Source organism: Methylomonas sp. 2BW1-5-20, from assembly GCF_052474515.1.
In genome coordinates, this window is sequence record NZ_CP184127.1 from 3,578,168 (window position 1) to 3,596,764 (window position 18,597).

Annotated in this window: 17 protein-coding genes; 13 read left to right on the forward strand and 4 right to left on the reverse strand. The window is 51.5% G+C overall.

All coding sequences use genetic code 11. The annotated features are described in order from the left end of the window. Positions 1–217: 217 nt before the first annotated feature. Positions 218–1,609, reverse strand: a complete 1,392-nt coding sequence (locus ACH50O_RS16610) for an AmpG family muropeptide MFS transporter (protein ID WP_446808864.1) — start codon at positions 1,607–1,609, stop codon at positions 218–220. Positions 1,610–1,859: 250 nt separating this feature from the next. Further along, positions 1,860–3,167 (reverse strand): sodium:proton antiporter NhaD, encoded by a 1,308-nt coding sequence (nhaD, locus tag ACH50O_RS16615; protein ID WP_446812165.1) that lies wholly within the window; start codon positions 3,165–3,167, stop codon positions 1,860–1,862. 212 nt (positions 3,168–3,379) lie between these two features. Between nhaD and ACH50O_RS16620 the strand changes: the two genes are divergently transcribed. Continuing rightward, positions 3,380–5,032, forward strand: a complete 1,653-nt coding sequence (locus ACH50O_RS16620; RefSeq protein WP_446808865.1) for a nitrite/sulfite reductase — start codon at positions 3,380–3,382, stop codon at positions 5,030–5,032. Next, a complete protein-coding gene (locus ACH50O_RS16625; protein ID WP_446808866.1) occupies positions 5,019–5,474 on the forward strand; it encodes a DUF934 domain-containing protein in 456 nt (151 codons plus the stop codon). The genes ACH50O_RS16620 and ACH50O_RS16625 overlap by 14 nt, the downstream gene beginning before the upstream one ends. 106 nt (positions 5,475–5,580) lie before the next feature. On the opposite strand, the gene ACH50O_RS16630 is transcribed toward ACH50O_RS16625, so the two are convergent. Both ACH50O_RS16630 and ACH50O_RS16635 read right to left on the reverse strand, forming a co-directional pair. Continuing rightward, complete coding sequence (locus tag ACH50O_RS16630; protein ID WP_446808867.1) at positions 5,581–6,945, reverse strand: S41 family peptidase; 1,365 nt, start codon at positions 6,943–6,945, stop codon at positions 5,581–5,583. A gap of 37 nt (positions 6,946–6,982) precedes the next feature. After that, complete coding sequence (locus ACH50O_RS16635; protein WP_446808868.1) at positions 6,983–8,224, reverse strand: murein hydrolase activator EnvC family protein; 1,242 nt, start codon at positions 8,222–8,224, stop codon at positions 6,983–6,985. Between the two features lie 406 nt (positions 8,225–8,630). Here ACH50O_RS16635 and ACH50O_RS16640 point away from each other — a divergent pair, with 406 nt between their 5' ends. The 11 genes from ACH50O_RS16640 to mraY all read left to right on the forward strand — a co-directional run bounded on the left by ACH50O_RS16640 (position 8,631) and on the right by mraY (position 18,597). Then, positions 8,631–8,942 (forward strand): ArsR/SmtB family transcription factor, encoded by a 312-nt coding sequence (locus ACH50O_RS16640; protein WP_446808869.1) that lies wholly within the window; start codon positions 8,631–8,633, stop codon positions 8,940–8,942. 37 nt (positions 8,943–8,979) lie between these two features. Continuing rightward, the gene (locus tag ACH50O_RS16645; protein WP_446808870.1) at positions 8,980–9,420 is read left to right on the forward strand and encodes a rhodanese-like domain-containing protein; all 441 of its coding nucleotides are present in this window, start codon (positions 8,980–8,982) and stop codon (positions 9,418–9,420) included. 27 nt (positions 9,421–9,447) lie between these two features. After that, positions 9,448–9,921 carry a protein-export chaperone SecB gene (gene secB, locus ACH50O_RS16650; protein WP_446808871.1) on the forward strand — a complete coding sequence of 158 codons (474 nt, stop codon included), beginning with the start codon at positions 9,448–9,450 and terminating at the stop codon, positions 9,919–9,921. A 5-nt stretch (positions 9,922–9,926) separates the two neighbouring features. After that, complete coding sequence (gene gpsA, locus ACH50O_RS16655) at positions 9,927–10,928, forward strand: NAD(P)H-dependent glycerol-3-phosphate dehydrogenase (protein WP_446808872.1); 1,002 nt, start codon at positions 9,927–9,929, stop codon at positions 10,926–10,928. 369 nt (positions 10,929–11,297) lie between these two features. Beyond that, complete coding sequence (gene mraZ, locus ACH50O_RS16660) at positions 11,298–11,765, forward strand: division/cell wall cluster transcriptional repressor MraZ (RefSeq protein ID WP_446808873.1); 468 nt, start codon at positions 11,298–11,300, stop codon at positions 11,763–11,765. 5 nt (positions 11,766–11,770) lie between these two features. Beyond that, positions 11,771–12,700 (forward strand): 16S rRNA (cytosine(1402)-N(4))-methyltransferase RsmH, encoded by a 930-nt coding sequence (rsmH, locus tag ACH50O_RS16665; protein WP_446808874.1) that lies wholly within the window; start codon positions 11,771–11,773, stop codon positions 12,698–12,700. Beyond that, positions 12,700–12,972 (forward strand): cell division protein FtsL, encoded by a 273-nt coding sequence (gene ftsL, locus ACH50O_RS16670; protein WP_446808875.1) that lies wholly within the window; start codon positions 12,700–12,702, stop codon positions 12,970–12,972. The genes rsmH and ftsL overlap by 1 nt, the downstream gene beginning before the upstream one ends. Continuing rightward, entirely contained in the window at positions 12,973–14,700 is a 1,728-nt protein-coding gene (locus ACH50O_RS16675; protein ID WP_446808876.1) for a peptidoglycan D,D-transpeptidase FtsI family protein, read from the forward strand. Next, positions 14,697–16,157: a UDP-N-acetylmuramoyl-L-alanyl-D-glutamate--2,6-diaminopimelate ligase gene (locus ACH50O_RS16680; protein WP_446808877.1), complete on the forward strand. Its 1,461-nt coding sequence runs from the start codon at positions 14,697–14,699 to the stop codon at positions 16,155–16,157. The genes ACH50O_RS16675 and ACH50O_RS16680 overlap by 4 nt, the downstream gene beginning before the upstream one ends. Beyond that, positions 16,154–17,515, forward strand: coding sequence for a UDP-N-acetylmuramoyl-tripeptide--D-alanyl-D-alanine ligase (locus tag ACH50O_RS16685; protein ID WP_446808878.1), 1,362 nt, complete (start codon positions 16,154–16,156; stop codon positions 17,513–17,515). The genes ACH50O_RS16680 and ACH50O_RS16685 overlap by 4 nt, the downstream gene beginning before the upstream one ends. Further along, positions 17,515–18,597, forward strand: coding sequence for a phospho-N-acetylmuramoyl-pentapeptide-transferase (mraY, locus tag ACH50O_RS16690; RefSeq protein ID WP_446808879.1), 1,083 nt, complete (start codon positions 17,515–17,517; stop codon positions 18,595–18,597). The genes ACH50O_RS16685 and mraY overlap by 1 nt, the downstream gene beginning before the upstream one ends.

Below are 18,597 nucleotides of genomic sequence, written 5' to 3' on the forward strand. Positions count from 1 at the left end.
CCAGCGTCAATCACATAATTAACACCAGAGCCGACAATGCCTGATTAACCAATCCTCATACAGCTTCACCTGTGCTTTAGCATCCGCCCCAAAAACAGCATCGGTAGTATCGACAACGGTGTCCAGAATAACTTAATAGAACACGTTAGCGCTTCCGTGCCTCAACAATGCCTAGTAAACACTTCGCACAATTGCTATCAATATTTTGTTCACAAGGCTATCGCTTGATATTCTGCACGCGCCAGAGCAGCAGCAATAGCAAGAGCGGCGGAACAGCAGTCAAGCCAGTGGCAACAAACGCGGCGGCATAGGCTCCGAGCAGCCCGTAAATGGGCGTGAGCATTTCGACAGCAATCCCGGAGAATCCCTTCAGGAACTTGCCGAGCAAGGCGTAAGTTGACGACAGCATGGCGTACTGAGTGGCGGTGTAACCTAAACTTGTTAGGCTGGACATATAGATTACCAGGGCGACGCCGGCAAAGGACTGAGCAAAAGCGTCGAGCGTCATGACTGCGGCGAAAATCGCCGCGTCGGCGTTGACGCTGAGCAAGGCGAATGCCGCCGTACCAAAGCCCTCGAGTACGAGCCCCGCAATCAGTGTTGGCAATAGGCCGAGTCGCACGGCACTAAGACCAGCCGCGGCAATACCGAAAAAGGTTGCAACCAGCCCGAATGAACCGCGCACCCAGGCCACCGTGTCTTTTGAGAGTCCAAGATCGTGATAGTACGGGTTGTACATTGGCCCCATTACGAAGTCGGGCAGGCGATAGAGCGCCACCATCAACAGCATAAGCAGCCCGGTCACCTTGTGGTTGGCAAAGAAGTCGATAAACGGCCCGATGATCGCATCGACAAGGCCGTCCAAGGTCCATAGCGACGGCTTATGGTGCAACACCACCTCGGCGCGGATGGGCTCGGCGGCGAACAGAGTTGCCATAGTACAGAGAGCCATCATCAGCGCCATGGCAACATAGGACATGCTCCACCCGATACGGGCCGCCGCAGCAATGATCAAGGCGTCGGTAATGAGGAGGGCGACACGGTATCCGACCTGGGCAGCCGAAGTCATCAACCCCACGTCTGAATCGTCAGAAGAAGATTCTATGCGCCAAGCGTCGATGGCGATATCCTGCGTTGCTGACGCGAAGGCCGTCAGCAACGCGAAGACACCAATAGCCGCCAGTCCGCCTGCTGTCCCGACAGTGGCCATGCCGAGCAGCCCGGCGGTGACCAGAATCTGGCACAGCAGCATCCAGCCGCGACGCCGTCCCAGACGGCCCAACAGCGGCACATCGATACGGTCCACCAGCGGCGACCAGTACACCTTGAAAGCGTAGGCGAAGCCAACCCAGGAGATGAATCCGATGGCAATTAGGCTCGTGCCGTCGTCCCTCAGCCAGTAGCCGAAGGTATTGGCCGTCAGCAGGAAGGGCAGACCTGAAGCAAAACCCAGCACCAGCATCACCGCGACTTTGGGTTGTTTTAGCTCACGCAGCACCTCCAGCGCGGAGCGTTTGCGGCGCGCGGCTGGGTTGGTAGCGGTTATAGATTGGGGTTCCAGCGACGGATTATCATCCAAAGAAGGGTCGCCATGCGTTGGTGTGCTCATGCAGGAATAATACTTCAAACGAGTAAGTTACGCCCACCAAACTAAAATAGCCGACGACGGAAGAGACACCTGCTCATCAGCCAAGCCGACAAGATCGTTTACATAAGAGAGAAGGAAGACCGGCCGAAAAGCCGAGAAAATCATACTCAGCACCCCGTGCCGAGTATGAAGAGAGAAAGCGCTACGCCAACTATTGACAGTCTTTGTCCGCGCTTTCCCATTTTATTGCGGTAAGATTAAAATCCGCGAACTAACCGTTGATCAAGTAATGCGTCAAAATACTCGCTGCATAGCCTGCAGCGATTACCGGCGTCCATTTCAAGTGACTGAAGAAGGTGTATTTGTGATTCGACTGCCCCATCAAAGCCACACCCGCCGCAGAACCGACAGAGAACAAGGACCCACCAACGCCGGCCGTCAAAGTAACCAACAACCACTGATACAGATCCATGTCCAGATTCATGTTCAATACCGCAAACATCACCGGAATATTATCGACCACCGCTGAGATGATACCGACCAGAATGTTGGCGGTGGTTTGACCCAAACCGTCATACATAGCGCCGGACAACAACTCCAGATAACCAATATAACCCAAGCCCCCTACCGCGAAGACCACACCGAAGAAGAACAACAAGGTATCCCACTCCGCTTCTTTAACACGGTCAAATACGTCGACACGGGAGCCATCCTCAGCCGGGAAGCGAACTTTTAAGTAATAGCTGAACAACATCAAAATTGACAAACCGGCCATCATCCCCATGAACGGTGGCAAATGCAGAAACTGTTTAAAGCTGACCGCCAAACCAATGGTAACGCCGAATAATCCGCAAACCACCCAGCCACCGGATTTCAATTGTACGGCCGCTTCATTGGTAGCCAACGGCTGACCACTTGGAATCGCTTGCGACATAAAGAACGCGGGCACCACGAAGTTCACAACCGACGGGATGAACAGCTTGAAGAAATCAAAGAACTCCGCGTACCCTGCTTGCCACACCATCAAGGTAGTGATGTCGCCGAACGGGCAAAATGCACCGCCAGCATTGGCCGCGATGACCAAGTTAACGAAACCGATAGACACGAATTTCTCGTTGTCCGCACCGACAGCCATCACCACTGCACCAACCAACAATGCGGAAGTCAGGTTGTCGGCAACCGCCGACAGAAAAAATGTAATGATACCGGTGATCCAAAACAGCTGTTTGTAGCCAAACTGCTTTCTGATCAACCAAGAGCGCAATGCTTCAAACACATTACGTTCCGCCATGGAGTTGATATAAGTCATTGCCACAAGCAAAAACAGCATCAATTCGGCATATTCTTTCAAATCATGCTCGAAAGCCTTATGCAGCTCTTCACCGGAAACACCGGCTTCCTGAGCCAATATCGCCACATGCCCCCAAATCACGGCTGCCGCAAAAATAACCGGCTTGGATTTACGCAAATGCGTAAATTCTTCGGCCATCACGAAACCATAAGCCACCAAAAAGATCAGAACGGTGTAAATACCCCTCTCGGTTCCGGTTAAGCCGAGATTGTGGAACTCTTCAGCCATGGCGATTTCCGGCAAAAACAGCAAGCCGGCCAAAATTAACAGTAAGCGCAACAAGATAGCCCCCTTTATCCTCTATGTTTTAGTCATTATTGAAAGCGGAAAAAACTAACCGGGCATGTTATCACCATACAATATTCTTTGTCATTTAATCCCGGCCAGTATATTATTCAGATACCTAGCAAAATAGTATGTAAACTAAGCATCGCCTTTAAATGTATCAATATAACCAGCAAGATCAAACACTTATAGAAGAACGCGTTAGTGAGTTTCGCGGACAAACCCAACGTTTTTTAAGCGGAGAACTCGGCCCGGACCAATTCAGAGCCTTGCGGCTGATGAACGGTTTGTACGTACAGACTCATGCCCCAATGCTCCGAGTGGCAGTTCCGTACGGCCTGTTATCATCAAACCAATTACGCAAGTTGGCCTCCGTCGCCCGAGACTATGACAAGGGCTATTGCCATTTCACAACCCGGCAAAACGTGCAATTCAACTGGCCGGAACTTAACCGAGTACCCGACTTGCTTGCGGAATTGGCGACGGTGCAGATGCACGCTATTCAAACCAGCGGCAACTGCCTGAGAAACACATCATCCGACCACTTGGCCGGTATTTGCAAAGACGAAATCGAAGATCCGCGCCCGTATTGCGAGATCATTCGGCAATGGACGACATTGCATCCGGAATTTGCATTCTTACCGCGCAAATTCAAAATTGCCGTCAGCGGCGCCACACACGACCGGGCTGCCGTACAATTCCACGACATCGGCGTATATTTGGTTAAAAACGAAGCAGGCGAAATCGGCTTCAGAATCCTAGCTGGCGGGGGCTTGGGCAGAACGCCCATCATTGGTCAAACCGTTAGACCTTTCCTGGAAAAGCAACATCTGCTGTCTTATTTAGAAGCGATCCTGCGGGTCTACAACCTGTTCGGCAGACGCGACAACAAATATAAAGCGCGCATCAAAATCTTGGTCAAGGAAACCGGCCTGGAGAAATTCACCGCGATGGTCGAAAAAGAGTGGCGGCGTATTAAGGATGACATGCTGCTGAGCAATGAACGCATCGAAGAGATGAAACTACAGTTTGCACCGCCGACTTACGATCAGTCCGCAGACAACGGTAGTTCCTTCGATGCGCATTTAGCCGGCGATGCCGCTTTTGCGAAATGGGTCAAATACAATACGGTCGAACACAAAATCGCCGGCTATCGTGGCGTTTACGTGTCACTGAAAGCCCCTGACTCGCCGCCCGGCGACATGACAGACAAACAACTGGAAGCAGTAGCCGATCTGGCCGACCAATACAGTTTTGGCGAAATCAGAAGCACCCATCGGCAAAACTTAGTTTTAGCTGACGTCAAGCAAGCAGACCTATTTACCGTGTGGCAACAACTCGACGCCATCAAACTGGCAACACCCAATATCGGCACTGTCACCGACATGATTTGTTGCCCCGGCCTGGATTTTTGCTCGCTGGCCAATGCCGGCTCAATCGGCGTCGCCAAAGAAATCAACGAAGCATTGGATGATTTGGACTACATCCACGACATCGGCGACATCAAAATCAATATGTCCGGCTGCATGAATGGCTGCGCCCATCAAAGCGTCGGCCATATCGGCATTCTCGGCGTCGATAAGCATGGCGAGGAGTGGTATCAAATCACCTTGGGCGGCTCTTCGGAAAACGAAGCAGCGATAGGCGAACGCTTAGGACCTTCGGTTCCCAAAGACCAAATTACCACCAGCATCACCACGATACTGGACGTTTACGTCAAGCAACGCCTGGAAGACGAAGCATTCTTAGCAACCGTCAAACGCGTTGGCTTGGAACCATTTAAAGAAAGAGTTTATGCAAATCATTAAAGATCGACACTTGGTAGAAAACACCTGGACTTTTATTGCCGACGACAGTCAGTTGCCGGACGACGGCGACATTACCGTCACATTTGGCCGCTGGCTGGCGGATAAAGAGCAATTGCTCAAACGTTCCGGCCAAACCGGCGTACGCCTCAACCCCAGCGATCAAATTGAACCACTCGCTGACGACCTGAGCAAAATTGGCGTGATCGAACTTAATTTTCCGATATTCGGCGATGGCAGGCTTTTTTCGCAAGCACGCTTGCTACGCAGCCGCGACGGCTATCAAGGGGAAATTAGAGCGGTTGGCGATTATCTGCCTGATCAAGTATTTTATCTGTCGCGAGTGGGCGTAAATGCATTTGAGTTTACCAACCCGGACCACATCCATGAGGCTCTCGTAGCCATGAATAATTTTTCGGTACGCTATCAGACTTCGACAAACTAAGTTGAGTCGGAAGCTTTTTAAGCCCTCGACAATTACGCAAACTTAACAATAAAAAACCCGCTTGACGACACTCGTCAAGCGGGTTTTTCTTTGCCCAATATCCAGGCTACTTTTTCATAATGCTGATACCTTTCAGCAGATTCAACGCTTCATGTAACGGATAATCGCGAATTTCGGCTTCTGAAGATTCGGCGGCATCGCCGTCTTTTTCAGACTTATCTTTCGCATCGTCCTTATCCTCTTCCTCGGACTTTTTCTCCGGCTTGGCGTTACCGTTAGTCAAGTGGTGAGTCAGATCCGCTTCTTTTATCGATTCGATCTTGGCTTTATCCAACGACTCCAGCTTCACTCTCGCCAAAGTCACATCCGGCTCGATGCCCTGCGCCTGGATAGAGCGACCGGAAGGCGTAAAGTAACGCGCCGTCGTTAGCTTGACCGCCGCACCATTGCTGGTCGGCAGAATGGTTTGCACTGAGCCCTTCCCGAAAGACTTCTCGCCCATGATGATAGCGCGTTTGTGATCCTGCAACGCACCGGCAACAATTTCCGATGCCGAAGCCGAGCCGCCATTGATCAACACCACAATCGGCGCACCGTTAATCACATCGTCCGGAGTGGCGCTAAAACGCATTTCGGAGTTCTTGATCCTGCCTTCGGTGTAAACGATCAAACCGGACTCGATAAACGCATCACTGACATCGACAGCAGCATTCAACACACCGCCAGGGTTGTTACGCAAATCCAACACAATACCTTTCAACGGACCTTCGTTTTCTTTTTTCAGCTCGTCGACCGCATCTAACAAACCTTGACCGGTACCGGATTGAAAACTACTGATTCGCAAGTAACCGTAATTTTTCTCCAACAGTTTATTTTTAACACTTTTGACTTTGATAATGTCGCGGGTCAATGTAAATTTCAGAGGCGCTTCTTCGCCTTCGCGAACGACGGTCAGCACAATGTCGCTACCCGGTTCGCCGCGCATGATTTTTACTGCGTCGGCCAACGTCATACCCTTGACCGGTTTATCGTCGAGACGCACGATCAAATCGCCAGCCTTAATGCCGGCACGCTGAGCAGGCGTATCGTCGATCGGCGAAACCACTTTCACGAAACCGTTTTCCATACCCACTTCGATACCCAGCCCACCGAACTGACCGGTAGTGCCTTCCTGCAATTCTTTATATTCCTCGCTGGCCAGATAAGCAGAATGCGGATCCAGGCCGGACAACATGCCGCGAATCGCATCTTCCAACAGTTTTTTATCGGATACAGGCTCGACATAGTCCTGCTTGATACGCCCGAAAATCTCGGTAAAAGTTCGCAATTCATCGAAAGGCAAAGCTTGCAGATCTTCAACTTTCGTCGAAACAGGCGCTTCCTTTTCAGCCAGGACACTGCTGCACAAACTCAGCGCGGCGCCCAAAATAAAACCGACCATTAAAATCAAAATATTTCTGTTTTTTAGCATGTGTTTTAAAACTCCAACAACCTGTTCCTGTAAATGATTAACCCTTGGCCGGCTTGCGGCACCATTGCTCTGGATCAACGGGCCGACCTTTTTTCCTTATACCGAAATACAACGCAGCGTCCGCACGCCCACCGCTGCGCCCAACCGAAGCCAGCGTCTCGCCAGCCCTAACATGCTCTCCCACGCTCTTATGCAAACTTTGATTGAATGCATACAAACTCATATAGCCCTTGCCGTGATCGACAATAATCATCAAACCGTAGCCGCGCAACCAATCGGCGTAAACAACCGTCCCGGCAGTAATGGCATGAATGTCGGCACCTTCATGAGCGCTAATCACCACCCCATCCCAAGTCGTTTCGTAACGGCGACTGCCGAAACGATCGCTTATAGCGCCTTGCACCGGCCAAGGCAGCTGCCCCTGCAGCTCGGCAAAAGAACGGCCGACTGGTTCGCGAACCAGATTGACTTCGATTTTTGGGGATGGTTCGGGTTGCGCCACTGGTTTTTCGTGTTTCTCAGGCACACGCTCCGGCTCAACCGCAGACTCGTGGACTTCATTATCATCAGTTTTCTGCAATGATGCTACCAAGGCCTGCAATTTTTTCTCGTCATGCAGCAAGCCAGCTAGCTGAGCGCTTTTCGACGCATAGTCTTGCTCGATGTTGGCAAGCAATGCTTCTCGCTGTTTTTTCAGCGCCTGCATCGCCTCGGTTTCTTGTTGCTTTTTTTCAAGTGACACCTGCAATAGCTGGGTTTCCGTGTCTTTTTGCGCTTCCAATTGCCGCAAAACCTTGAAATCCTCCGCCATAGCGTTGAGCTTCCGCAAGCGCGCTTTACTTATGTAATCATAGTAAACCAACATGCGGCTGGATACGGCCGGATTATGCTGATTTAGAATAACTTTCAAGCCTTCCTTGTCACCGCCCATCGCATAAATCGACTTGATCAACCCTTCGAGCTCCTTCTCCTGACTGCGCATATCTTTTTGGGTAGCGACGCTCTTATTACGAACGTCCTGCAACACCTGCTCTTGCTGTTTGATTTCCGCTTTAATGGCTCTCAGACTATTCGCAAGTTCGCCGTATTTTCGCTCCAACTTCTGCAATTGTTCTACCAACTGCGACTTTTCCGCTCCCAAACTTTTAACATCGTCACCGACTTGCCGAATTTGTGATTGCACTTCGGCCAGACTATGGATTTTTCCGGTATCGGCAACAGCGGGCAAGCCCAACCATACGGCAATCCAGCCCACCAAAAAATAGCAGCCAACTCGCATCGACTAGGCAACCGGCAACCGCCGCCGCGTGACATCCGCCAGCGCAATCAAATTGCGCTGAAGCTCGCTTCTGACGCCATTTATCATCGGCGATAAAGGCATTGGTCGGCATATCATTTAGCTATAAACTCCACACATTAGTTTTGCTGGCATTCACTCGGTAAAATCCGGGCAAGCTCATTTAGCTGCTGCGGAAGGCTCAGCTATTTTTCCAAAGCCGCTAGCCGAGGGTATTGAACAATAAAGCCCACTCTGTTAGATTTGCTCACCTTTTATTGCGTCAACGCAAGCAATTTAACTCACTTACAGCATCGCGGCATTATACCAGCACAGGTCGTCGTCTTAGTTCGAAAAGTGCCGTTGCTCGCTCGCAGCTCTTAACTTTTGCCAAGATCATCGTTATTAAATGGAAGACAAAAACGATAACATCCTCTATGACGACACCGATATTAATCGTGCCGCGCGTTGCTTGAAAGCAATGTCGCATCCCTTGCGCCTGAAAATTCTATGCGTACTTGGCAATAATTCGATCAGTGTGCAAGACATCGTCGAACAAGTCGGCACCAGCCAAAGTAATATCTCTCAACATCTGGCAATATTGCGCGACAAAGGGATTCTAGACTACAAAAAAGAAGCCAACCGAGTTTATTACTTCATTGACGACGAACGGGTAATCCATTTAATTCAAATGATGCGTAGCGTTTTTTGCGGCACATAAACAGCATTTCCAAAACTACTAAAAATAAATCACCGCGATGGATCAATATATCGAATTTGCCACCAACCATTATCTACTGGCGTTTTCGCTGGTATGCGTTATTTTCCTGCTGATTCAGGATTTATTCGCTAACTCCTTTAATAAATACGAAAGCATTTCCCCTCTGATTGCCGTGACCAAAATGAACAGCGATGACGTCGTTGTAGTCGATGTTAGAGAAACCAACGAGTTCGTCAAAAGCCATATCGAAAATGCCATCAACATTCCGCTAGGTAAAGTCGAAGAACAAATTGGCGCTCTGGAAAAACATAAAACCCATCCGGTGATCGTTACCTGCCAAACCGGCGCCCGCTCGGTAGCGGCGTGCAAAACGCTCACTAAAGCCGGTTTCGAACAGGTATTTAACATGACGGGCGGCATGCAATCTTGGGAAGACAATAAACTCCCCATTAAAGTCAGCAGCAAAAGCAAAGATTAATTAATCCACCAACCAACAGCAACTATCATGGCCGAAATCAACGCATCCAGCGAAAAGCAATTCGCAATTCAAAAGATCTATACCAAAGACATATCTTTTGAAACACCTAACGCCCCAAAGATATTCACCCAAAAATGGGAACCCGCGCTGGACCTTAATCTCGGCACACACGTGCAGCCCATCGAAAATTCGATGTATGAAGTTTCGTTAACCCTGACTGTCACCGTAAAAGTGGCGGACAGCACCGCTTATCTAGTGGAGGTAAACCAGTCCGGCATTTTTTCGATTGCCGGCTTTAACGAACAGGAAATGGGCCCCATGTTGGGCAGTTTTTGTCCTAATATTCTGTTTCCGTATGCGAGAGAAGTTATTTCCGACTTGGTCAACAAAGGCGGCTTTCCACAACTGATCTTGGCGCCAGTCAATTTCGACGCCTTGTATATGCAACACTTGCAACAAGCACAGGCCCAACAAGAACCCGAAGCAAAAACGTTGAATTAAGCTGGATGCCGCCATCAATCAGCATCCTCGGCGCCGGCTCATGGGGAACCGCTCTGGCGGTACAGGCAGCCAGAAATGGCTGCGACACCCTATTGTGGGGCCATAATCCCAAGCACATAGCCTCATTAAAGCAATCGGGCGAAAACAGCCGTTATTTGCCCGGCATCCGCTTCCCGGATAATCTGCAACTAACCGACAAACTCGAAGAAGCGGTAGTTTACAGCCCGATCCTACTTATTTCGGTGCCCAGCCACGCCTTTAGAGTCACGCTAGCGCAAATCAAGCCGCTACTTTGCGAAAAGCAAAGAATCGCCTGGGCAACTAAAGGCTTTGATTGCCAAGATGGCGCCCTATTAAGTGAAGTCGCCTCGCAAATATTGGGAGACGACATCGAAATCGCAGCGCTCTCCGGCCCCACCTTTGCACAAGAGGTTGCCGCCGATCTACCGACCGCATTGACCATCGCCTCCAGATCCGAAGACTTTTCAGCCCAGCTTAGCGAAAGACTCCACAATCAGCGATTTAGAATTTATACCAGCAGCGACATTATCGGCGTACAGATAGGCGGAGCCAGCAAAAATGTTTTGGCCATCGCGGCCGGCATCGCCGACGGCTTGGGCTTTGGCGCCAATACCAGGGCAGCGTTAATTACACGCGGCCTAACGGAAGTTATGCGGCTCGGACTCAAACTTGGCGGCCAAGCCGATACATTTATGGGTCTGGCCGGGCTTGGCGATCTCATTTTAACCTGCACCGACAATCAATCCAGAAATCGCCGATTTGGCCTGGCTTTAGGACAAGGCAAGGAACAGAAGCAGGCGTTAAACGAAATCGATCAGGAAGTCGAGGGTATTTCCGCCGCCAGAGAAGCTTACCGCCTGTCGCAAAAATATGGCGTAGAAATGCCAATTACCGAACAAGTCTACAGAGTGCTGTTTGAGCACCTCCCACCGAAACAGGCCGTCCAAAACCTGTTAACACGGGATCAAAAATCCGAAAGCCTTTAGATCCTCCCGCCAATATTGCAGCATCAACTCTACCATCAACTTCAGCCCCTTTTTTGCCGGGCACAATCGGCCTAATAAAAAACTGGCCATCCCGCTTCCACAGAAAAATCACCTGTAAAAATTAAGGATTAGCAATCAATAATTGCAATCCACATCAAAAACTTTCATTAACTTTTTGATCCAAATCACTTTTAGTCAAAACCATTGACTCTACCACCCAACACACCCAAACCCTGCGTAAGTCCTTGTAGAAAAAGAAAGAATTTAATTTAAATGCCTCTTGACTAAGCCTCTTTTGAAAACTATAGTGGTGCCAAAGTGATGTAAAGTGGTTAGAAATGGATTTTTTTGGAATTTTTGAGGTTCATCTTGTTTCGAGGCATAAGTTCAATCAGTTTGGATGCGAAGGGGCGCATTGCAATTCCTACCCGCTATCGGGAGGAGTTACAGGATTCCTGCGACCGCCAAATGGTTGTGACTGTTGCGGTTGACGACAAATGCGTCGGTGAGCCGGGCTGCCTGTGGCTTTACCCGTTACCTGAGTGGGAAAAACTCGAACAGACCATCAGCAAGTTACCAACGTTGAACAAAATGGCCGGCAAACTACGGCGTTTTTTGATCGGCAACGCTTCGGAATGCGAAATGGACAGCCAAGGCCGTCTGCTGCTTCCGGAAACTCTGCGAGAGTTTGCCGGCATGGAAAAGCACATCATGCTGGTTGGTCAATTGAATAAATTTGAAATATGGAACGAAGCAGCCTGGAAAGCCAAAGAACAAGATTGGATGGACGGTAACGATACAGAGGGCCTAGAAGAGCTTGGCTCGCTATCGTTTTGACAGCGATGCCCACCCATCAAACGGTTTTGTACGAAGAGGCGCTAGAGCAACTCAACATAAAACCTGACGGTATCTATCTAGACTGCACCTTCGGACGTGGCGGACATAGCAGCGGCATTCTGAAGTTACTGAATAGTTCCGGCAGATTATTGTCGCTGGACCGAGACATGGACGCAATTGCTAGCGACGAAGCCAAGCGCCTAACGGAAGACAGCCGATTTAGCCTGCATCACGCCAGCTTTGCAAAGCTGAGCGCCGTTATCGAACAGCATGGCTATATTGGCAAAGTCGACGGCATTCTGATGGATTTGGGCGTGTCGTCCCCGCAACTGGACAATGCGGAACGCGGCTTCAGTTTCTTGCGCGACGGGCCGCTGGACATGCGCATGGATAGCAACCACGGCCTGTCGGCCGCTGAATATTTGGCGCGAGTCGACGAAAAAGAGTTGATTCGCGTGCTGTTTGAATATGGCGAAGAGCGCTTCGCCCGGAGAATTGCGAACGCGGTGATTAGCCAGCGCGAACAACAACCGCTGCAAACCACGCTGCAGTTGGCAAAATTGATCGAGAACAGTGTGCCGTTCCGCGATAAGCATAAACATCCTGCCACCCGCAGCTTTCAGGCGATCAGGATAGAGATTAACCAGGAACTCGAACAGATTAAAACCGGATTGAAACAGGCTGCGGATGTGTTGGCTCCCGGCGGACGTTTAGTCGTAATCGCCTTCCACTCACTGGAAGACCGGATAGTCAAACGTTTTATCCGCGATCAAGCCGGCCCTAAGACTAATCCGGGCAAGCTACCGGTTAAAGAGCGGGACATAGAACAAGGCCAGTTTCGAAAAATAGGAAAATCGATACGGGCACAACAACAGGAATTGCAACAAAACCCACGCGCGCGAAGCGCAGTGCTGCGAGTCGCGGAGAAACGTTGATGGCAATTGCAAGAAACATCCTGCTGACGCTGTTAATCGCAACACTGATGATCTCGGGAATTGCCGTGATTTACAGTAAATACCAATCGCGCCTGCTGTTTATCGAAATTCAAAAAAAGGAAAAAGAACTCGACGATTACGAAGTGGAATGGGGGCGTTTGCAACTGGAATTGACCACGCTGACTGAAGAAAACCGGGTTGAAGTTGAAGCAAGAACACGGCTGATGCTGACCTTGCCGGCCCAAGACAAAATTATTTACATAAAGCCGTAAATGCGAATTGCCTCCGGAGCGGGAACCATACCGCGCCATAGTACAGATTTTGTGATCAGGCGCAGATTACTGCTCTCGGTAATGTTGCTTGCCATGTTGGCTCTTGTCGGACGCGCCGTATACCTGCAAATCCTCGACAAGGAGTTTCTGCAGGATAAAGGCGATATGCAGCATGTCGGCGTGGTATCGGTATCGGCTTATCGCGGACAGATTAAAGACCGTAACGGCGAACCGCTAGCGATCAGCACACCGGTACAATCGATTTGGGTCAATCCGCGCCAATTGAAGGATGCGGAACAAGACAAACTAACACCGATGGCGAAAATCCTCGGTTTTCCGGAAAAGGAACTCCGCTCGCTGTTGAAAAAGGAAAAAGACGCCAATAAGCGTTTCGTGTATTTGCGCAGACAGATCAACCCGGATATAGCCGAGAAAGTCAAAGCCCTGGATATTACCGGCGTGTACTTCGAACGGGAGTTTAAGCGTTACTACCCCGCCGGCGCGGTATCCGGACATTTGTTGGGCTTTACCAATATCGACGACATCGGCCAGGAAGGCATCGAGCACGGCTACGAGCACATACTGCGCGGCCAACCCGGCAAAAAGCGTGTGATCAAGGACGGCAAGGGCCAGATTATCAAGGATGTGGAAAATATTGAAGAAGCCATCCCGGGTCGCGACCTGGTATTGACTATCGACGAGCGTCTGCAATACCTAGCCTACCGGGAACTGCAGAATGCGATGATCCAGAACAAAGCGCATTCCGCATCACTGGTGGTGCTGGATGCCAAAAACGGCGACGTATTGGCAACCGTCAGCCAACCGGCCTTTAACCCAAACAACCGGAAAGAGTTGAGCAGCAACCGTTACCGCAACCGGGCCATGGTAGACAGTTTCGAACCCGGCTCGACCGTCAAACCTTTTGTGGTGGCAGCGGCGCTGGATGGCGGTTATATCTCGCCCAACGTGATGATAGAAACCCACGGCGTCTATCACCTGGGACGCAATGTCGTCAAGGACGTGCATAACTACGGCACCATGGATTTGACGCATGTGTTGCAAAAGTCCAGCAATATCGCTGTTACGCAAATTGCAATGACCATGCCCCCGGAATATTTTTGGGGGATATACAGCAAGCTGGGATTTGGCACCTCCGCCGGCGTCGGCTTCCCTGGCGAAGCCAGCGGTTCGCTATTGGACTACCAGGGCTGGCACGAATTCGACCAAGCGATTTTATCGTTCGGGTACGGGGTATCCACCTCGATTTTACAATTGGCCAGAGCCTACACAGCGCTGGCCGACGACGGCATCATTCACTCGGTGACTCTATTGAAGCGCGACGAAGACCCGGACGCCCAACGTATATTCAAACCCGAGACGGCTCGCAAAGTCAGGGAGATGCTGGAACACGTCATCACTAAAGAAGGCACGGCCTATCAGGCCAGAGTTGAAGGTTACCGGGTGGCCGGCAAAACCGGTACCGTAAAAAAGGCCACGGCCGGCGGTTATTCCGAGGACAAATATTTATCGGTGTTCGTCGGCATGGCGCCAGCCAGCAATCCGCGCTTCATCATCGCGATTGTGGTCGACGAACCCACCACCGGCCAATATTACGGTGGCTTAGTGGCGGCACCGGCTTTCTCGAAAGTTATGGCGGGCGCGTTAAGAGTTTACGGCGTCGAACCGGACGGTATGGATAACATGCATTTATTGTTGAGCAAGCAATGAAACTGGCCGAGTTACTCAAAGGATTTACCGACTGTACTATGAACCAGGAAATCCTCGGCCTAAGCCTGGACAGCCGTCAGACCGAAGCGGGGGACGCTTTTATTGCACTGAACGGTGCGGTTCAGCACGGCATCGGCCATGCAAAACAAGCAATTGCCAACGGCGCCATCGCTGTGATTTACGACCCGCTTGGCGCGGATGCGCGGGCAATTGGTAGCTTAAGCGTACCCAGCGTTGCGCTAGCCGATTTAGCGCAAAAGTTGAGCGAGATTGCTGCAAGATTTTACGGCAACCCGTCGCAAGCGATCGATGTCATCGGCATCACCGGCACCAACGGCAAGACCACCTGCAGCCAGTTGATCGCTCAGGCTTTGCCGGCTTGCGGCGTTATCGGCACGCTGGGCTGGGGCGAGGTTGGCAACATGCAAGCCACCGCCAACACCACGCCGGACGCATTGGCCGTGCAATCCATGCTGCATGAATTTGTTAAACAGAAAAAACGCGCGGTGGCAATGGAAGTGTCCTCGCACGGCTTGCAACAAGGCCGAGTCAACGCAATAGCGTTCAAAGGCGCGGTGTTCACCAATTTGAGCCGCGACCATTTGGACTTTCACGGCAATATGGCCGAATACCTGCAAGCCAAACTGAAGCTGTTTAAGACGCCGGGCCTGCAATTTGCCGTGGTAAACCTCGACGATCCGAGCAGTGCCGAAGTACTGCAAAGTTTGCCCGCCGATGTGCATAGCTGGACTTACAGCGCGATGGGCAAACTTGGCACCGCTAAGGACGCGGTAAGCGCGGAACAAGTAAAACACAGTGCCGCCGGCATCGAGTTTGAGGCCATATGGCGTGAGCAGAGGCGCCGGGCGATAACCACGCTGGTTGGCGGTTTTAATTTAGATAACGTGCTGGCCGTACTTTGTGTGTTACTGGCGACTGGCAGCGAATTCGACGTCGCAGTCGCGCAACTGGCTAAATTAAAGGCCATCGCCGGACGCATGGAAAGATTCGGCGGTAACGGCAAGCCCACAGTATTCGTAGATTATGCCCACAGTCCAGATGCTTTGGAAAAAGTGCTGAAAGCCGTAAAAAACCGCAACCGCCTGCGCCTGGTATTCGGCTGCGGCGGCGACCGCGACAAGGGCAAGCGCCCGGAAATGGGCAGGATTGCCGAGACGTGGGCGGATCACGTCATCGTTACCGACGATAACCCGCGCAGCGAAGCATCGGCAGCGATTATTAAAGACATTTTGAGCGGCTGCCAAAGCCAAAAAATAACGGTAATTAACGATAGAACCACGGCCATAAACACAGTGATACGACAAGCAGACCCAGACGATTGCGTGGTTATAGCCGGCAAGGGCCACGAGGACTACCAAGAAATCGGCGGCGTGAAGCAGCCGTTTAGCGATCAACGCGTGGTCGAACAAGCATTGGCGGCGTGGAGCAAACCATGAAGCTGCAACTTAGCGAGATCGCGCAAGCCGTCAACGGCAAGTTGGTCGGCAAAGACCGGGAGATCGGCGCCGTCGGTATCGATACCCGCACGCTACACCCGGATGCCTTATACATTGCCATTAAGGGCAAAAATTTCGACGGCCATAGTTTTATCGATAGCGCCGAACAAGCCGGCGCCGGGGCATTACTGCTGGAACAGACGGCAATAAGCGATTTGCCGCAAATTATCGTTGCCGATACGCATTTGGCATTGGCGGAACTGGCCGGATACTGGCGCAAAACATTATCGGTCAAAGTGGCTGGCGTCACCGGCAGCAACGGTAAAACCACTGTTAAGGAAATGATAGCGGCGATTTTTGCCACCCAGGGCAGCACGCTGTCGACTCAAGGCAATCTGAACAACGATATCGGCGTGCCGCTGACGCTGCTGAAACTGGACAACTCCCATCGCTACGCGGTGATTGAAATGGGCGCCAATCACCCAGGCGAAATTGCTTACACCAGCCGCTACGCACAGGCCGACGTCAGTGTTATCACCAATGTCGGTGCCGTGCATATCGAAGGCTTCGGCGACATTAACGGCGTCGCCAAAACCAAGGGCGAAATTATAGAAAGCCTCGGCGAAACCGGTATTGCCGTATTGAACCGCGACGATGACTTTTACGATTTCTGGCGGAAACTGGCCGGCAAACGGCAAAGCGTGTCTTTCGGCTTGAACGCCGGCGACGTGTGCGCGCTCAATGTCGATACCAGCCTTACGCCACAGGGCTTTGCCACCCGGTTTGACTTAAAAACCGCGACCGAACAATTGCCGGTACAACTCCATCTGGCCGGCGCCCATAACGTGAAAAATGCGTTGGCGGCAGCTACGGTTGCGCTGCAATTCGGCATCAGCCTGCAAGACATTAAACAGGGCCTGGAGCAACTCCAACCGGTCACCGGCCGGATGCAACCCTTATTGGGCAGCAAGGGCAACATCGTTATCGACGATACCTATAACGCCAATCCGAACTCGCTGCAAGCGGCGCTGGACGTGCTGACCGATTGCGGCAGCGATGCCTGGCTGGCCTTGGGCGCGTTCGGCGAACTCGGCCCGGACAGTCCGGCTATCCATGCGCAAATGGGCGAATTGATCAAAGCAAAATCAGTGAGACGCTTGTTCGCCACCGGCGAACTGGCCCGGCATGCCGTCGCCGCCTTTGGCCCCGGCGGCGAGTTTTTCGACAATCAAGAACAATTGATAGAGACCCTGACAAAAGCCGTAACAGGTAAGGAAACCTTATTAGTTAAAGGCTCGCGCGCCCAGAAAATGGAAAACGTGGTGGCGGCGATGGTCAACAATTTCAGAGCAGCCTAATGTTACTTTTACTCGCAGACTTTTTAACCAATATCGACAGCGGCTTCCGGGTACTGCACTACCTGACCTTCCGCGCTATTTTGGGCGTGCTGACCGCATTGATCATCTCACTAATGATTGGTCCGGCGATGATCGAAAAACTAACTCGTAAAAAAATCGGCCAAAGCGTGCGCGACGACGGCCCGCAAAGCCACTTTTCCAAATCCGGCACCCCGACCATGGGCGGAGCGATGATATTGTTCGCGGTGGCGATTAGCACCCTGCTCTGCGCCGACCTAAGCAACCGCTATATCTGGGTTGTATTGTTGGTGACCTTGGCGCACGGCGTCATTGGTTTTATTGACGACTACAAAAAAGTCCTGCTCGGTAATAGCGACGGCCTGTCCGCCAGAGCCAAATATTTCTGGCAATCGGTGGTGGCACTGGGTGCCGCACTTTATCTTTACTTCACGGCCCAGGTTGCGGCGGAAACCCAATTCATCGTGCCGTTCTTCAAGAACGTAACACTCGACATCGGCTGGGGCTATGTGGTGCTCACCTATTTTGTCATCGTAGGTTCCAGCAACGCGGTCAACCTGACCGACGGTTTGGACGGTTTGGCCATCATGCCGACGGTAATGATCGCCGCCGCCTTGGCGATCTTCGCGTATTTGTCCGGCCACGTGAATTTCTCGCAATACCTGGCCATTCCGCACATCCCCAAGGCCGGCGAGCTGGTGGTTTTTTGCGCCGCCCTGGTCGGTTCCGGCCTGGGTTTTTTGTGGTTTAACGCCTATCCGGCCATGGTGTTCATGGGCGATGTCGGCGCGCTGGCCCTGGGTGCCGCATTGGGTATCGTTGCGGTGCTGGTCAGACAGGAAATCGTACTGGTGATCATGGGCGGTATCTTCGTGATGGAAACCATATCGGTAATTATTCAGGTTGCCTCGTTCAAGACCCGCAAAAAGCGGGTGTTTCTGATGGCGCCGATTCATCATCACTATGAATTGAAAGGCTGGCCCGAACCGCGCATTATCGTGCGCTTTTGGATTATCTCGGTCATCCTGGTATTGATCGGCCTGGCCACATTAAAACTGAGATAA

Coding starts and splice junctions, on each gene's coding strand:
- rsmH (WP_446808874.1), top strand. CDS start 11,771: ATGCCCACCCATCAAACGGTTTTGTACGAAGAGGCGCTAGAGCAACTC.
- ACH50O_RS16640 (WP_446808869.1), top strand. CDS start 8,631: ATGGAAGACAAAAACGATAACATCCTCTATGACGACACCGATATTAAT.
- ACH50O_RS16635 (WP_446808868.1), bottom strand. CDS start 8,224: ATGCGAGTTGGCTGCTATTTTTTGGTGGGCTGGATTGCCGTATGGTTG.
- gpsA (WP_446808872.1), top strand. CDS start 9,927: ATGCCGCCATCAATCAGCATCCTCGGCGCCGGCTCATGGGGAACCGCT.
- ACH50O_RS16675 (WP_446808876.1), top strand. CDS start 12,973: ATGCGAATTGCCTCCGGAGCGGGAACCATACCGCGCCATAGTACAGAT.
- ACH50O_RS16630 (WP_446808867.1), bottom strand. CDS start 6,945: ATGCTAAAAAACAGAAATATTTTGATTTTAATGGTCGGTTTTATTTTG.
- ftsL (WP_446808875.1), top strand. CDS start 12,700: ATGGCAATTGCAAGAAACATCCTGCTGACGCTGTTAATCGCAACACTG.
- ACH50O_RS16645 (WP_446808870.1), top strand. CDS start 8,980: ATGGATCAATATATCGAATTTGCCACCAACCATTATCTACTGGCGTTT.
- secB (WP_446808871.1), top strand. CDS start 9,448: ATGGCCGAAATCAACGCATCCAGCGAAAAGCAATTCGCAATTCAAAAG.
- mraY (WP_446808879.1), top strand. CDS start 17,515: ATGTTACTTTTACTCGCAGACTTTTTAACCAATATCGACAGCGGCTTC.
- ACH50O_RS16610 (WP_446808864.1), bottom strand. CDS start 1,609: ATGAGCACACCAACGCATGGCGACCCTTCTTTGGATGATAATCCGTCG.
- nhaD (WP_446812165.1), bottom strand. CDS start 3,167: ATGGCTGAAGAGTTCCACAATCTCGGCTTAACCGGAACCGAGAGGGGT.
- ACH50O_RS16680 (WP_446808877.1), top strand. CDS start 14,697: ATGAAACTGGCCGAGTTACTCAAAGGATTTACCGACTGTACTATGAAC.
- ACH50O_RS16620 (WP_446808865.1), top strand. CDS start 3,380: ATGTATCAATATAACCAGCAAGATCAAACACTTATAGAAGAACGCGTT.
- ACH50O_RS16685 (WP_446808878.1), top strand. CDS start 16,154: ATGAAGCTGCAACTTAGCGAGATCGCGCAAGCCGTCAACGGCAAGTTG.
- ACH50O_RS16625 (WP_446808866.1), top strand. CDS start 5,019: ATGCAAATCATTAAAGATCGACACTTGGTAGAAAACACCTGGACTTTT.